The organism is Tabrizicola sp., from assembly GCF_036781545.1.
Taxonomy (GTDB): Bacteria; Pseudomonadota; Alphaproteobacteria; order Rhodobacterales; family Rhodobacteraceae; genus Tabrizicola.
In genome coordinates, this window is record NZ_DAIQAT010000003.1 from 60,095 (window position 1) to 73,090 (window position 12,996).

14 protein-coding genes are annotated in these 12,996 nt (G+C 65.5%); 5 read left to right on the forward strand and 9 right to left on the reverse strand.

All coding sequences use genetic code 11. The annotated features are described in order from the left end of the window. Positions 1-46: 46 nt before the first annotated feature. From V7Q39_RS01465 to V7Q39_RS01480, 4 genes are all read right to left on the reverse strand, one after another. On the reverse strand, positions 47-724 hold the full coding sequence (locus tag V7Q39_RS01465) for a GntR family transcriptional regulator (RefSeq protein ID WP_333814463.1): 678 nt from the start codon (positions 722-724) through the stop codon (positions 47-49). 81 nt (positions 725-805) lie between these two features. Next, positions 806-1,804, reverse strand: coding sequence for an ABC transporter ATP-binding protein (locus tag V7Q39_RS01470; protein ID WP_333814464.1), 999 nt, complete (start codon positions 1,802-1,804; stop codon positions 806-808). After that, a complete protein-coding gene (locus V7Q39_RS01475; RefSeq protein ID WP_333814465.1) occupies positions 1,794-3,230 on the reverse strand; it encodes an aldehyde dehydrogenase family protein in 1,437 nt (478 codons plus the stop codon). The genes V7Q39_RS01470 and V7Q39_RS01475 overlap by 11 nt, the downstream gene beginning before the upstream one ends. After that, positions 3,227-3,712 (reverse strand): GNAT family N-acetyltransferase, encoded by a 486-nt coding sequence (locus V7Q39_RS01480; RefSeq protein ID WP_333814467.1) that lies wholly within the window; start codon positions 3,710-3,712, stop codon positions 3,227-3,229. Before V7Q39_RS01480 ends, V7Q39_RS01475 begins: the two co-directional genes overlap by 4 nt. A 108-nt stretch (positions 3,713-3,820) precedes the next feature. Here V7Q39_RS01480 and V7Q39_RS01485 point away from each other — a divergent pair, with 108 nt between their 5' ends. From V7Q39_RS01485 to V7Q39_RS01505, 5 genes are read left to right on the forward strand one after another with little or no spacing between them, the layout of a single operon-like run. Continuing rightward, entirely contained in the window at positions 3,821-4,861 is a 1,041-nt protein-coding gene (locus V7Q39_RS01485) for an extracellular solute-binding protein (protein ID WP_333814469.1), read from the forward strand. Between the two features lie 13 nt (positions 4,862-4,874). Further along, positions 4,875-5,738 (forward strand): ABC transporter permease, encoded by an 864-nt coding sequence (locus V7Q39_RS01490; RefSeq protein WP_333814470.1) that lies wholly within the window; start codon positions 4,875-4,877, stop codon positions 5,736-5,738. Continuing rightward, positions 5,735-6,541, forward strand: coding sequence for an ABC transporter permease (locus V7Q39_RS01495; RefSeq protein ID WP_333814471.1), 807 nt, complete (start codon positions 5,735-5,737; stop codon positions 6,539-6,541). The genes V7Q39_RS01490 and V7Q39_RS01495 overlap by 4 nt, the downstream gene beginning before the upstream one ends. 30 nt (positions 6,542-6,571) lie before the next feature. Then, complete coding sequence (locus V7Q39_RS01500) at positions 6,572-7,402, forward strand: acetoacetate decarboxylase family protein (protein WP_333814472.1); 831 nt, start codon at positions 6,572-6,574, stop codon at positions 7,400-7,402. Beyond that, positions 7,399-8,322, forward strand: coding sequence for a 3-hydroxyacyl-CoA dehydrogenase NAD-binding domain-containing protein (locus V7Q39_RS01505; protein WP_333814473.1), 924 nt, complete (start codon positions 7,399-7,401; stop codon positions 8,320-8,322). Before V7Q39_RS01500 ends, V7Q39_RS01505 begins: the two co-directional genes overlap by 4 nt. A gap of 522 nt (positions 8,323-8,844) precedes the next feature. Here the strand turns inward: V7Q39_RS01505 and V7Q39_RS01510 are convergent. Genes V7Q39_RS01510 through V7Q39_RS01530 form a run of 5 tightly spaced genes read right to left on the reverse strand, consistent with a single transcriptional unit; the run spans position 8,845 to position 12,990 of the window. Beyond that, complete coding sequence (locus V7Q39_RS01510) at positions 8,845-9,162, reverse strand: hypothetical protein (RefSeq protein WP_333814474.1); 318 nt, start codon at positions 9,160-9,162, stop codon at positions 8,845-8,847. Continuing rightward, the gene (locus V7Q39_RS01515) at positions 9,162-9,707 is read right to left on the reverse strand and encodes a hypothetical protein (RefSeq protein WP_333814476.1); all 546 of its coding nucleotides are present in this window, start codon (positions 9,705-9,707) and stop codon (positions 9,162-9,164) included. Before V7Q39_RS01515 ends, V7Q39_RS01510 begins: the two co-directional genes overlap by 1 nt. Then, a complete protein-coding gene (locus tag V7Q39_RS01520) occupies positions 9,704-10,948 on the reverse strand; it encodes a hydantoinase/carbamoylase family amidase (protein WP_333814478.1) in 1,245 nt (414 codons plus the stop codon). Before V7Q39_RS01520 ends, V7Q39_RS01515 begins: the two co-directional genes overlap by 4 nt. Continuing rightward, on the reverse strand, positions 10,945-11,832 hold the full coding sequence (locus V7Q39_RS01525) for an alpha/beta fold hydrolase (RefSeq protein ID WP_333814479.1): 888 nt from the start codon (positions 11,830-11,832) through the stop codon (positions 10,945-10,947). The genes V7Q39_RS01520 and V7Q39_RS01525 overlap by 4 nt, the downstream gene beginning before the upstream one ends. 12 nt (positions 11,833-11,844) lie before the next feature. Then, the gene (locus tag V7Q39_RS01530; RefSeq protein WP_333814480.1) at positions 11,845-12,990 is read right to left on the reverse strand and encodes a pyridoxal phosphate-dependent aminotransferase; all 1,146 of its coding nucleotides are present in this window, start codon (positions 12,988-12,990) and stop codon (positions 11,845-11,847) included. Positions 12,991-12,996 lie beyond the last annotated feature (6 nt).

Sequence of the window (12,996 nt, forward strand, 5' to 3'; positions counted from 1 at the left end):
GCCGTGCATGGGCGATGTCGGGGAACGGCGGGCCACACAGACAGCCCTATTCGCCTGTCACCGGAATATGGGAGATGGGCTGGTTGTGGGACCGGAACGCCGCGAGAAGTGCTTCCGGGTTCCGGTCGCGGATGGCAACCGTCATCGCAAGGTGGTCCTGATAAAACCGCTTCCAGATTGCGGGATCGCCGATCAGAATGCGGGTCCGCGAGGCCATGCGAGCGGCGATGAAGGCACGGATGGAGCGGAGAAACTGACTGTCCGCGATCTCTTCAAGACGGTCATGGATCTGGTAATTGGCTTTCAAGTAACGCTCCTTGTCGCCCTTCTCGTAGGTATGGGTCAGCATGGATTCGAGGTACTCGAGGTCGGCGATATCGTCGTCGGTGACGCGGCTGCAAATCCGCTCGGCAAGGATCTCGTCCACGGTGGAGACGATGCGCAGAGCTGCCTGATATTCATCCTCGTCTATGAAGCCGATGCGGGCGCCCTTATTGGGAATGAGCTCGACGAACCCCCCAGATTCGAGCGCGCGCAGAGCCTCGCGCATGGGGGTGCGTGAAACGCCGAAAAGGCTGCTCAGGCCCTGTTCGGTGACCTGAGTGCCGGGCGGCAGCTTGCCGACGTAGATCAGATCCTTGATCCTTTCGACCAGTTGCGAGGACAGGGTGCCGCTGCCGACGCTCTGGTCGATGGAGGGTGCCACGTCCTTCAGGTCGGCCATCTCGACTCTGGCGGTGGCTGCTGGCTTCTTCGCCATAGGTTCGAACTACCTTCTCTTCCATCAACAGCAGCCCGTCAGCCGTCAGGCGGGATGGCGCAGGGGATGCATGTCGGCCTGTGACCAGGAAACATATCCTTGCGACCCCAGCGACGGCGGATGTGCCAGTTGCAAGTGGCTTGTCATCTCGCCGACCTTATCGACTGAGAGATAGAGACGGTAGTAGTTCCCGCAATACTCGGTGGCATTGACGGTGCCAGTCAGGGCGCCTTCGGACGCCGGTGCCGAATGAAAGCGGACGGCTTCGGGCCGGATGGCAAAGAGCGCCGCGGGATCGCCGGGCGCAAGGGCATCACCCGGAACGACATTGGCAGATCCGATGAATTCGGCAACGAAGCGGCTTTGCGGCCGCATGTAAAGCTCTTCCGGTGCGGCGCATTGTTCGGCGCGCCCGCCGGACATCACGACGATGGTGTCGGACATGCTCAGCGCCTCTTCCTGATCATGCGTCACCATGATCGTGGTGATCCCGGTCTGCCGTTGCAGGGACCGCAGCTCATGGCGCAGGGATTCGCGCAGGCGGCGGTCCAGAGCGCCGAGAGGCTCGTCCAGCAGCAGAAGATCGGGTTCGAAGACGATGGCCCGCGCAAGGGCGGCACGCTGTTGCTGGCCGCCGGACAACTCATCCGGATAGCGCTCGGCGAATGGTTCGAGCCGCACCTTGCGGAGGGCTTCGGCCACCCGCTCCGCAATCTCGACTTCCGGCAGGCTGCGGACCTTCAGCGGGAAGGCCACGTTGCGCGCCACGGTCTGATGCGGAAAGAGGGCATAGTTCTGGAAGACCAGCCCGATGTTGCGCCTGTTGGCCGGCAGGTTGGTGACATCGGTTCCGTCGATCAGGATGCGGCCCGCGCTCGGCCGGTTCAGCCCGGCGATCATGCTCAGCACCGTGGACTTGCCCGAACCGCTGGGTCCGAGGAGCGAGACGAATTCCCCTTCCGCGACGGAGAGCGAGAAATCGCGGACCGCGTATTGGGCGCCGTAAAGTTTGGAAACCGAGTCGATCAGCAGTTTAGTGGTCATTCAGAGCTCTCCAGGTGACGGACTTCTGGCGCAGCAGGGCTTGCAGCAATTCCTGCCCGTTGCCGGGACCAAAGCCGCTTTTGCGGCGGGGCTCCCATGTGGTGCCGCTGCCGACGCCGATGGGCGTGTTGATCTTGAGGATGCCCACATCGAGCACTTCGATGGCGCGCAGGGCATGGGCGGCGTTCTGGGTGAAGAGAACCGCGCCCAGCCCGTAATCGCTGTCATCGGCAACCCGCAGCGCAGTCTCGAAATCCGGGACTTCGAGGATCGGGGCGACGGGGCCGAAGGTTTCCTCGCGCCAGAGACGGCTTGTCGCGGAAACATCGGTGAGAACGGTGGGCGGATAGAAGAAACCCGGCCCGTCCGGGATCTGCCCGCCGGTCAGAAGGCGGGCGCCGGACTGCAGCGCATCCTCGACATGCGCGGCGACAAGATCGCGCTGGCCCCGGTCGATCAGCGGTCCCATCCGGGTGCCGAGGGCCATGCCGTCCCCCAGCGCGATCTGTGCGGCGGCCACCGCCAGACGGCGGCTGAACTCCGCATGGATATCGCTATGGACGAGGAACCTTTCGGCCGAGGTGCAGATCTGTCCTGCGTTGTAGAAGGCGCTGTGGCAGGCGGCCGCGACGGCCTGATCCAGATCTGCACCGGCGTCGACGATGAAACAGTCCTTACCGCCAAGCTCCATCGCGGCGGGACGCAGGTTGCGGGCATTGGCAAGGGCGATCTGCGCGCCCGCACGGGTGCTGCCGACGAAGAGGACGAAATCGACGCGCGCATCCTCGACCAGGGCCGCGCCTGTCATGCCTCCGTCGCCGAGCACCACGTTCAGCACCCCCGCAGGGAGATGCCCCGCGACGGAAAGGATCGGGGCCAAGACACTGTTCGGCGATTTCTCGGATGGTTTCAGCACGACCGTATTGCCGGTCACAAGGGCTGCGAAAACCGAAACGAGCGGGGTCAGGAAGGGATAGTTCCACGGCGTGATACAGGCGACGACGCCGCGCGGACTGACCTGCTGGAAGGACAGATCGCCGGCGCGGCTCATCTGCTTGCCGCTTCGCAGATGCAGGGAAAGCCCGATGAGACCATGGATTTCCTCCAGAGCGCCCTGCACTTCGCCGCGCGCTTCGGTCAGTGGCTTGCCGTTTTCTTGCGTGATCCGGTGGGCGTGATCCTCGGCATTGGCGGCAAGGCTTTCGGCGCAGGCGCGCAGCATCCCGGCGCGATCGCCCGGCGACAGGGCCATCCAGCATGGCAATGCCATCCGCGCGGCGGAGACGGCGGCGTCAACCACGGCGGGCGTAGCGATGTAGAAGCTCCCGAGCGGTGCCTCGGTGGCGGGGTTGGTGATGCGTCTGCTGGCGAGGCCGGAGGGAAAGACCGGCTGCCCGCCGATGAGATGGGGCAGGTGTCCGGTCATTTGCTTCTTTCCTGCGGGGCCGTCAGATCAAGACGCAGCACATGGCGGGGCCCGAAATATTCGACCTCGGCCACATTGGTGAAGCCGAGGCGATGGTAGAGCGAGCCGCTCTTCATGCCGGCGGCCAGATGCAGATCGGCAAAGCCCATGCGGTGCGCCGCGTCGATCAGGCTTTCACAGAGGCGTGCCGCCACACCCTGTCCGCGCGCGCCGGGGGCCACATAGACATTGCAGATCCACGGGCTGACACCCGGAAGGAAATCATGGCTGTCGGTGGTGCGGAGCGAGGCCATGCCCGCCGGGGCGCCGTCAAGGCTGGCCACGAAAGTCACGGGCAGGAGGTCATCAGTTGGGCGATAGCGATCAACCGTCGCTTCCCATCCGCGCCGCATGGGGATCGACCATTCGTAATAGGCCCACAGGGCCAGAACCGGCACCCATGCGGGCCGGTCTCGCAAGGATTCAACCCTGATCACCGCCATTCTTCCTCCCGTTTTTTTCTTCTCCGCCCGCCAACGGACCCGCTTGACAGATCCGTATTGTGTGAATGTATACAATTACACAATCATAAGTCAACCAAGGAGATTGCCATGATGCTCACTCGCAGACGACTGTTGACGACCGTGGGGGCGACCGCGCTGGCGGGAGCGGTTTCCCCGCTGCTGGTGCGGCCCGCACTGGCCGGAGTGGCCGAAATCGTGATCGCCCAATCGGGCGGCCTGACGGGCGAGGCCCTGGAAAAAGCCTATGTGCGGCCCTTCACCGAAAAGACCGGCGTGCCGGTGCGTCTGGTGGGTGTGGAATCCTCGACCGGGGAACTGCGTGCCATGCTGCAATCGGGGCAGATCGATCGGCATATCTGGGATGTCGAACTTGCCGATGTGCTGTCCAGCCCGGAACTCTTCGAGGAACTGGACTGGGACGCGATCAATCCCGAGCCGATCACCGACGCGGCCCGGCATCCGCAGGCCATCGGACGCCACTACTTCTCCTTCGTGATGGCCTGGGCCAAGGACGCAACACCGATCGAGACCTGGGCCGACTTCTTCGACACCGACAAGTACCCCGGCCGCCGAGCGATGATGGCCTATGACGCCTATTCGCAACTGGAAGTCGCGCTGCTTGCCGATGGGGTGCCGCAAGATCAGCTCTATCCTCTGGATGTGGACCGCGCCTTCGCCTTCCTCGAAAAGAACAAGGGCAAGGTGCAGATCTGGTGGGACAGCGGTTCGCAGGCCGCGCAGCTTCTGACCACGGGCGAGGTCGAGTATGCGCTGATCTATTCCGGCCGCGTCGCCTATCTTCCCGATGTAGGCATGACCTACAATCAGGGTCTGACCGTGCTGAACTACTTCGCCGTCACCAAAGGCATAGACGCGGAAACCAAGGCGGCCGTCATGGCTTTCCTGCATGAGATGACGGTTCCGCAAAACGAGCTGGTGGCAATCGAGACCGTCGCCTATTCGGGACCGAGCCTTGGTCTGGATGCGCTCCTGACCGATGACCAGCGGCGGCTTCTGCCCTCCTCGGCGCAGAATCTGAAAAAGCAGGTCCTGATCGATTCGCAATGGTGGGCCGCGCATCGCGCCGAAATCGACGCGCGCTGGACCGCGTTCCGCGCAGCCCTCTGATCGGGACGCTTTCATGGCACAACGCCTGTCTCCTGCGGGCGACGCAATGGCGAACAGCAGCGTGGGCGTCGCACTTGCCGCCCCGCTTGCACTGTTCCTGTTCATAGCGCTTGTCCTGCCGATGCTCGGCATCCTTGCCTTCAGCTTTATCGGGGGCGAAACGCCCACGGCCAATTATGGCGCGGTTCTGACCACGCCGGTCTTTCTGATGGTGATCGCCCGGACGCTTCTTCTGGGGCTGATCGTGGCCATCGTGACGACACTGCTGGCTTTTCTCTTCTCGCTCTGGGTGCTGCGGCTTTCGGCGAAGGTGAAGGTCATCGTGGTGGCCGCCATCGTGATGCCGTTCTTCATCTCCTACCTGCTGCGCGCGCTGAGCTGGATTCCGGTTCTGGGATTCAACGGCCTGCTGAACAACCTTCTCATGGCGGCGGGACTGACCGAGGCGCCGCTGTCGCTGATCTACAACCCCTTTGCGGTGGTGCTCGGCACCTCGAACGCGCTTTTCCCGATGGCCTGCCTGCCTTTGCTGGCCGCCTTTCACAAAGTGGACCAGAGGTTGATCCAGGCGGCACACAGTCTGGGGGCGACGAGCTTCACTGCCTTCCGGCAGGTCTTCCTGCCGCTGGTCATGCCGGCAACGCTGTCCACCGCCGTCATGATCTTCGCGGTGGCGACCGGGTTCTACATCACCCCGTCGATCCTTGGCGGCGGCCGGGTGCTGCTGGCGCCGAACCTGATCGAGCTACTGATCCACCGCCGCGGGGAATGGGGAACCGGCGCTGCGCTGACGGTCATTCTGCTCGTGGTGTTCATGGCTTCGATCCTGCTTGCGCGCAGCCTCTCGTCAACCCGTTTCGGAAGGAAATCAGCATGAGGAAGGATTGGCTTGCCGATACCGGACTGACGGCCATCGGCCTCGTGATGCTGGTCTTCGTGCTGGCGCCCGTGTTCGTGGTGCTTGCCGTCTCCCTCTCGGCGGGCGAGAGCTTTGGCATGCCGATCGGTGGGCTTTCCCTGCGCTGGTATGCCGAGATCCTGCGCGATCCCCAATGGCGCACGGCGGTCGGCAATTCGGTGACGATTGCGCTGATCTCCACGATGGCAGCTTTGGCGCTGGGTGTGCCTGCCGCCTATGCCGTGCAGCGGATGGAATTCCCCGGTCGCAACATCATCGGCGCACTGGCCATCAGCCCTATGGTGCTGCCGGTCGTGGCGCTGGCGGCGGCGCAGTATCTGCTGCTGGCGCGTCTGCATCTCAGCGGCACCATGGCCGCCGTGGTCATCGCCCATGTGATCTATGTCATGCCCTTCGTCTTCGTGATCTGCGGGCTGGGCATCGCCTCGGTCGATCCGAGGATCGAGGCCGCCGCCTTTTCCCTTGGCGCAAGCCGGGCAACGGTGTTCCGCACCATCCTGTTCCCGAACATCTTCCCCAGCATGACCGCCTCGGCGCTGCTCTGCTTCGTCAGCAGTTTCGACGAACTGGTGCTGGCCCTGTTCGTCGGCAGCGGAGTGCGGACGGTGCCGCTGACCATCATGGGGGAACTGAAATACGAGCTGAAGCCGACAATCGCGGCGCTCAGCACCTCGCTCAGCCTGCTGACCGTCGGCATGGCCTTCGCCGCCCTGCTGATGATGCGCCGCAGCCGCATCTCCCTCGCGCGGCTTGTGTCCTGACGTCGCGCAAACACTAAAAGGAGCCTGCCTTTGCCCTATACCTTCCAGCCCGGTGCCATCTACCGGATGCCCACCCACTTCGGCCCGTCGCAAAGCCCGCGTCAGGGACCTGACGGCCAACGCTTCGACTGGTCCAGCCATGAGTTCGAGGCCTTCAATCTGTTCTTCCGTTCCGATGCGGCGGCGCTGGACAAGATCGTCCCGCCGGGTTTCGCGCTGCTGGACGATCCGGTCGTGACGCTCAGCTTCGGCTATCTGCACAACCTGCCCTGGCTGGCGGGACGGGGCTATAACATTCTGGGCGCCCGGATTCCGGTGCGGTTCCGAGGGGCAAAAGACACCGCAGTCGGTTCGCTGTCGCTGGTACTGTGGGAAAACATGGCCGACCCGATCCTGACAGGGCGCGAGGAACTGGGGGTGTCGAAGATATTCTGCGACATCGCCGCCCCCCGGCGCTCGGGCGGCAAGGTGCATTGCGAGGCAAGCTGGGGCGGCTTCCGGTTTCTTGAAGCGGTCTTCGAGGACGTGACGGAGGTTGATCCTGCAACGAAACCGGCAGACCCTGGGCCGGATACAGGTGGCAATCTGCTGCATTACAAATACTTTCCCCGCACCGGCCAATGGGGCGAGGCGGATGTGGCCTGCGTCACCCTGACTCCGCCCGCTGCCGATGCTCGTGTGAAGTCCGCAGCGACGGCGCGGGGCGGCTTCGCCTTCCACCGTCCGCACTGGGAAGACATGCCGACCCAGTTCCGCGTGGTGAACGGGTTGGCGGACCTGCCCATGGTCGAGATGCTGGGCGCCAGCATCCTGACCCTCACCGGCACCTTCGATCTTTACGACCAGAAGGTGCTTAGGTGACCCGAAAAAAGATCGCCTGTGTCGGGTTGGGCCAGATCGGGGTGAACTGGGCGTCACTCTTTCTGGCGCATGGTCATGAAGTCCACGCGACGGACATCAATCCGGCCGTTCTTTCACAAGCCTTGTCCGGCATCGAGGAGGAATTGGCCGAGCTGGCACGGCTTGGCCATGATCCGGGCGACTGGCGGGCGCGGCTGCACCTGTCGCCCGATCTGGCCGCTGCGGTTCGGGATGCTGATTTCATTCAGGAAAACGGGCCGGAGGCCTTTGAGGAGAAGCAGGCCCTGATCCTTCGGATTGATGCGATGGCGCCCGCAGCGGCGATCATCTCCTCCAGCACCTCCGGTCTGGGGATGAGCGATCTGCAGGCGGGCTGCCAACATCCCGGCCGCTGTCTGGTTGGCCATCCTTTCGCGCCCGCGCATCTGATCCCGCTGGTGGAGATCGTGGCCGGCGCGCAGACCCGGCCGGAAACGGTTGCCGCCGCGGCCGCGTTTTATGAAGCGCTCGGCAAGACGGTCATCGTGCTGCGCCGGGATGTGCCGGGGTTCATCTGCAACCGGATCCAAGCCTTGGTGCTGCAAGAGGCGCTGAGCCTCGTCCAGAACGGCGTGGCAACGGTGGAGGAGGTCGACGCCGCCGTGGTGAACGGACTCGGCCTCCGATGGGCGATTTATGGCCCCTTCGCGCTGGCCGCGTTCAGCGCCGGGACCCGCGGACTGGCCTCGGCGCTGCGGAGTTACCACCGCTATCGAGACGATATTCTGGACACGGTCGAACGGGTCAAAGTGGATGACGCGCTCATATCCCGCATCGAACACCAGATTGCCAACGTCGAGATTTTCACCCAGAGCGGAAAGGCTTTGGTCCGGCGAAATGCGGCGCTTGTTGATCTTTTGCTGCAGAAAGCGCCCAGGTGAGCACGCGCATTGGCACATCGCATCGGGCGTGCTCAGGCCAAGGTTTGGCAGAAGCAGCGAAGTATCCTGATCAAGGGCCTCGCATCGCTCCGGCTGACCGCTGCAGCTATACGGCCCTGCCGCGACTGCCGTATTTTAGTGCCGTCAGAACGGCTTTCCGGGGATGCCATCTTGGCTGAACCGGAGATGCGAGCGGGGCGGCAGGCCTTCATCGTCGCGATGGCGCTGGCGGATCGGATCACCCCTCGCCGAGGCGCATATCTGGGCGCAGGCCTTGCGAACGGGGACATCTCTCACCAGCATCGCCCGCGGCACGGGGCGGTTGGAACCCTATATCCGGACCCAGATCGGGCTCGCCTTCCTTGCCCAGATCTCCAGGCCGCGATCCTCGAGGGCTGTCGACCTGCCACCCTCTCAGTGGCCCAGATCGTCCGCAACGATCTTCCTATGGGCTGGACCGAGCAGCAGCCGCTCTTCGGGGCCGACTGACCGCATCCGAGCCGCTGCGGTGGCCATTTCCGCTTAAAGGGGGCCTCTGACATCCCCTGTTTCAGGAAAAATTTCGGGAAGCTTGATGCCTCGCCTGGCAAGAAATTGTGCGAGCGCACCGGACCAGCAGGCTGCGCTGTCGAACAACTGGACGATATAGCCGTGGTGGTGGAAATCCTCGATCTGGTCGGCGACCAGGATCAGGGCCGCAACTGCCGCATCCGGGGCCATGTCGCCGGGCGGGGTCTGGATCAGGCCATATCCCACCGGCCCGGATAGGGCTACCAGCCGGGGATCGTCCAGATCCTCCACCACCAGGATGCGGCGGCTGCGGCAATCCCCGGGCTCCATCACCGCCCCCCTGCCAGAAAGCGCCGGAAGGCAGCACGCGCGGCGGCCTCGTCGTAGTCGGGCAATTCGGTGCCGATGCCGATGCTGCGCGGAGCGGGCAGGCCCTCCTCGGCCAGCACCTCTTCCAGCACGCCGATCCAGACACCCTTGCCATGGACCAGCGCCATCTCGCGCGCCTCGGGTCGGCCGCCCCAGGCCGGGCCTGAATCGGTGATGCCGATGCCGCTGGAGGGGCTGCCGTCGACGCCGAGCAGCACCAGATCCTCGCAGCCCTGCCGAAGGTTGTGCTTCAGAACCGCCGCGACGCTGGCGGCGACATGGCGACAATGGCGGCGATAGCCCGGGGTATCGTATTGCTCGCGCACCTGCCACCAGCGCCCGGCGCCGAGGAAGGTCATCTCGGGGCAGGGCATCTGCTGGGGCAAGTAGTGCGCGGCCTTCAGTTCCTCCAGCACCCAGGGTACCGCGCCGGGGCAGATCGCATATTCGGCTACCTTGGCGTTCTGGTTCAGCAGGCAATGCGAAACCAGGGCAACGCGAGTCATGCCCCCTCCTCCGCCAGCAGCAGTGCCACCACATCGGCCAGAACCTGCGCTCCGGCGGCGACATGGGCGGGCTCGGCCCATTCCGCCGGATCATGGCTGATGCCGCCGCGGCAGGGGATGAAGATCATCGCCGTGGGGCAAAGCGGTGCCAGATGCCGCGCGTCATGTCCGGCGGCCGAGGCCATCCCCAGCGCCAGCAACCCACGCCGCGCCGCAGAAGCCGCGATGGCCCGCCGCAGCGCCGGATCGAAACCGTTGGGCGGCGCATCGACCAGCACTTGCACCGAGGCAGCGCAGGGCAGCGCGGCCTCGGCGGCCAGCGGGGCGATCTGCGCCGCCAGCCTTTGCAGCACCGCTCCATCGGGATGCCTCAGGTCGATGCGGAAGCGCACCTCGCCGGCAATCACCGAGGGCGCGTTGGGGCTGACCTCGACCCGGCCGATGGTGAAGCGGGTCTCCGGCTCGGCCAGTCCGACCTCCTGCTGCAGGTGCAGCGCCACCCGGGCGAAGGCCATCACCGCATCGCGGCGGTCAGCCATCGGCTGGGTCCCGGCATGGTCGCGCTGGCCGGTCAGCGTGACCTCGCAGGTCACCTTGCCGTCGATACCGGAGACCACACCGATCACAGCGCCCTCACGCTCCAGCCGCGGCCCCTGTTCGATATGCGGCTCTAAACAGGCCCAAGGGCGGAAAGCCGGGCGTAGGGGAAGCCCGGGAAAGGCACGGTGCAGGCGGTCGATTTCGGCCCCGGCGGTTCGCCCGTCAGCATCCCGCGCGGCCCGGACCTCGGCAAGGTCGCGCTGTCCGGCGAACACGGCGGAACCCATCATGCCCGGCGCGAACCGGCTGCCCTCCTCGTTCATCCAGGCGACGACAGTGAAGTCCCTTGCCCGAGGCAGCGGGCTGGCGGCAAGGCTGGCCGCCACCTCCAGAGCCGCCATCACCCCGAAGGCGCCATCGAAGCGGCCGCCGGTGGGCTGGCTGTCCAGATGGCTGCCCGCCAGCACTGGGGCAAGGCCGCGGTCGCGGCCCGGCAGGGTCAGGAACAGGTTGGCGGCGGCATCGGTCGCGGCCTCCATCCCGGCGGCCTCAGCCCAGCCGATCATCTTGGCCCAGGCCAGATGTTCGCCCTCACTCAGCGCCTGACGGTCCACCCCGCCGCCCGGGATCGCGCCGACCTCTCCCAACTCCATCAGCCGGGACCACAGCCGCCCTGCATCTATGCCGACCGTCCCGCTCATTCCGTGCGCATGATCTGGCCCGGGTTGGCGCGGGGGTCGCGCGGGCGCCAGGCCCCGGCCTCGACCTGGGCCAAGAACTCGGCCAAGAGCTGGTTGAAGAGCTCCGGCTCCTCCAGGTTCAGCGTGTGGCCGGTCTTCGGCAGCACCGCCAGGCCGCAGGCCGGGATGGTCTTCTTCAAGAAGATGCCGGGTTGCAGGCAATGGTCGTCCTCGTCGCCCACCATCACCAGCGTCGGCACCTGCATCGCCGCGAAGTCCTCGCGCAGGTCGTAGAGCGAGGGGCGCATCGCCTGCACCCCGCGCATGGTCAGCGCCGCGCCGCGGTCGGAATGGGTGGCCAGCCGGGCGGCGAATTCCGCCCAACCGCGGGGGTCCTTGTTCTGGAACTGCACCCGGCTGGCCCCGAGCGCGTAGATCTTCGAGAACTCCTTCGCCCCCTTCGTCTCAAAATTCTCGGCCACCGACAGCGAGACGCCGCGGAAATAGTCCTCGTATTCCTTTTCAGCGCCATAGCCCGCCCCGGCGATGCACAGCGACAGCGCCCGCTCCGGCGCGATCAGGCCGAAATGCGCGGCGGCGAACCCGCCCATCGACAGGCCGACGATGTGGGCCTTGCCGATCCCCAGCCCATCCAGCACCGCCAGCGCATCCGCGACCGCGTTGCGCTGCGAATAGGCGGACACATCGTCCGGGATGTCCGAGGGCGCATAGCCTCGCGCGGCATAGGTGATGCAGCGGTAGCGCCGGGCGAAGCGGCGCATCTGCGGCTCCCAGGCAGCATGGTTGCCGCCGAATTCGTGGAGGAACAGGATCGGCAGCCCCTCGCCCGCCTCCTCATACCAGAGCCGCGTTCCGTCCTGCGCGGTGACATATCCCTCGGCCATCCCTGCCCCCTTTCAGAACTGCGCCGCCACGTCGTTCAGCCCGCGCGCGGCCTCCATCGCCTCGGGCAGCTGCGCGACGAAGCGGCGGACCCAGTCCTCTGGCACGGTGGTGGAGACCTTGATGAAACGGTCGCCGAAGCGTTTGGTATGATAGGTGCCTTGGCGGATCATCACCCCGCGCAGGCGATAGGCCTCGACCAGCGCCTCGGGGCGGATGTCCGAGGCGCTGGTGTCGATGCAGAGGAAGTTGGCCTGGCTCGGCCAGACCACCATCGACAGGCCCGGCGTGGCTTCGACCGCCTGGCGTATCATCTCCTGGTTGGCGCGATTGATGCGGCGCACCTCGGCCATCCATTCCGGCTTGACCCGCAGCCCCGCCTCGGCCCCACGTTGCGCCACCACGCTGGCGCCGAGGATCGAGGCCGAGAAGGGAGCGAATTCCTCGACCAGCTTCGGCGGCACCACCAAGGCGCCGATCCGCATCCCGGCAAGCCCCAGCCATTTCGAGAAGCTGGTGGAGCAGACCGCGTTCTCCGGGTCGATCCGCAGCGCAGGCGTATGGTCCTCGGCGAAGTCGCGATAGGTGCAGTCGTGGATCAGCAGCGCGCCCACGCCGCGGGCGATCTCGCAGAAGGCGGCGATCTCGTCGCGGGTATAGGAGATGCCCAGCGGGTTGTTCGGGTCGACGATGTAGATCAGCGCGGTGCGATCATCGACCGAGGCCGCCAGCTGGTCGGGCGTCAGCCGGTAATGGGTGGCGGGGTCCCAGATCGGCACTTCGATGACCTCGGCCCCCATCTGCGCCGCCATCAGGCCCGGCCATTTCCAGGTGGGATCGGTGGTGACGAAGGTGGTACCCGGCTTGCAGCGCGCGCGCACCGCCATGGCCAGCGCGTTGACGCCGCCTTCGGTCACCATGGCCTCGCCCGGCACAGCCAGGTCGGCGACGATGGCCGCGCGCAGGCTCTCGAAGCCCAGGGGCGGGGCATAGGCGTTGAACTCGCCCGCCCGGATCGAGGCGACCATCGCCTCCTCCACCGCTGGATGGGCGGGGATGTGGTTGGTGTTCTGGCCCATCCAGATCAGCCCCTTCTCGGCGCAGAGGCTGTCGAAGTAGCGGTTGCGGAGGTTGGGGCCGGAAAGGGTTTGCTGCGACATCGGGTT

Bases quoted from the DNA above. Each gene is read 5' to 3' on its own strand.
- V7Q39_RS01475 (WP_333814465.1), bottom strand. From the start codon at position 3,230: ATGACCGGACACCTGCCCCATCTCATCGGCGGGCAGCCGGTCTTTCCC.
- V7Q39_RS01480 (WP_333814467.1), bottom strand. From the start codon at position 3,712: ATGGCGGTGATCAGGGTTGAATCCTTGCGAGACCGGCCCGCATGGGTG.
- V7Q39_RS01470 (WP_333814464.1), bottom strand. From the start codon at position 1,804: ATGACCACTAAACTGCTGATCGACTCGGTTTCCAAACTTTACGGCGCC.
- V7Q39_RS01495 (WP_333814471.1), top strand. From the start codon at position 5,735: ATGAGGAAGGATTGGCTTGCCGATACCGGACTGACGGCCATCGGCCTC.
- V7Q39_RS01510 (WP_333814474.1), bottom strand. From the start codon at position 9,162: ATGGAGCCCGGGGATTGCCGCAGCCGCCGCATCCTGGTGGTGGAGGAT.
- V7Q39_RS01515 (WP_333814476.1), bottom strand. From the start codon at position 9,707: ATGACTCGCGTTGCCCTGGTTTCGCATTGCCTGCTGAACCAGAACGCC.
- V7Q39_RS01530 (WP_333814480.1), bottom strand. From the start codon at position 12,990: ATGTCGCAGCAAACCCTTTCCGGCCCCAACCTCCGCAACCGCTACTTC.
- V7Q39_RS01525 (WP_333814479.1), bottom strand. From the start codon at position 11,832: ATGGCCGAGGGATATGTCACCGCGCAGGACGGAACGCGGCTCTGGTAT.
- V7Q39_RS01485 (WP_333814469.1), top strand. From the start codon at position 3,821: ATGATGCTCACTCGCAGACGACTGTTGACGACCGTGGGGGCGACCGCG.
- V7Q39_RS01490 (WP_333814470.1), top strand. From the start codon at position 4,875: ATGGCACAACGCCTGTCTCCTGCGGGCGACGCAATGGCGAACAGCAGC.
- V7Q39_RS01465 (WP_333814463.1), bottom strand. From the start codon at position 724: ATGGCCGACCTGAAGGACGTGGCACCCTCCATCGACCAGAGCGTCGGC.
- V7Q39_RS01520 (WP_333814478.1), bottom strand. From the start codon at position 10,948: ATGAGCGGGACGGTCGGCATAGATGCAGGGCGGCTGTGGTCCCGGCTG.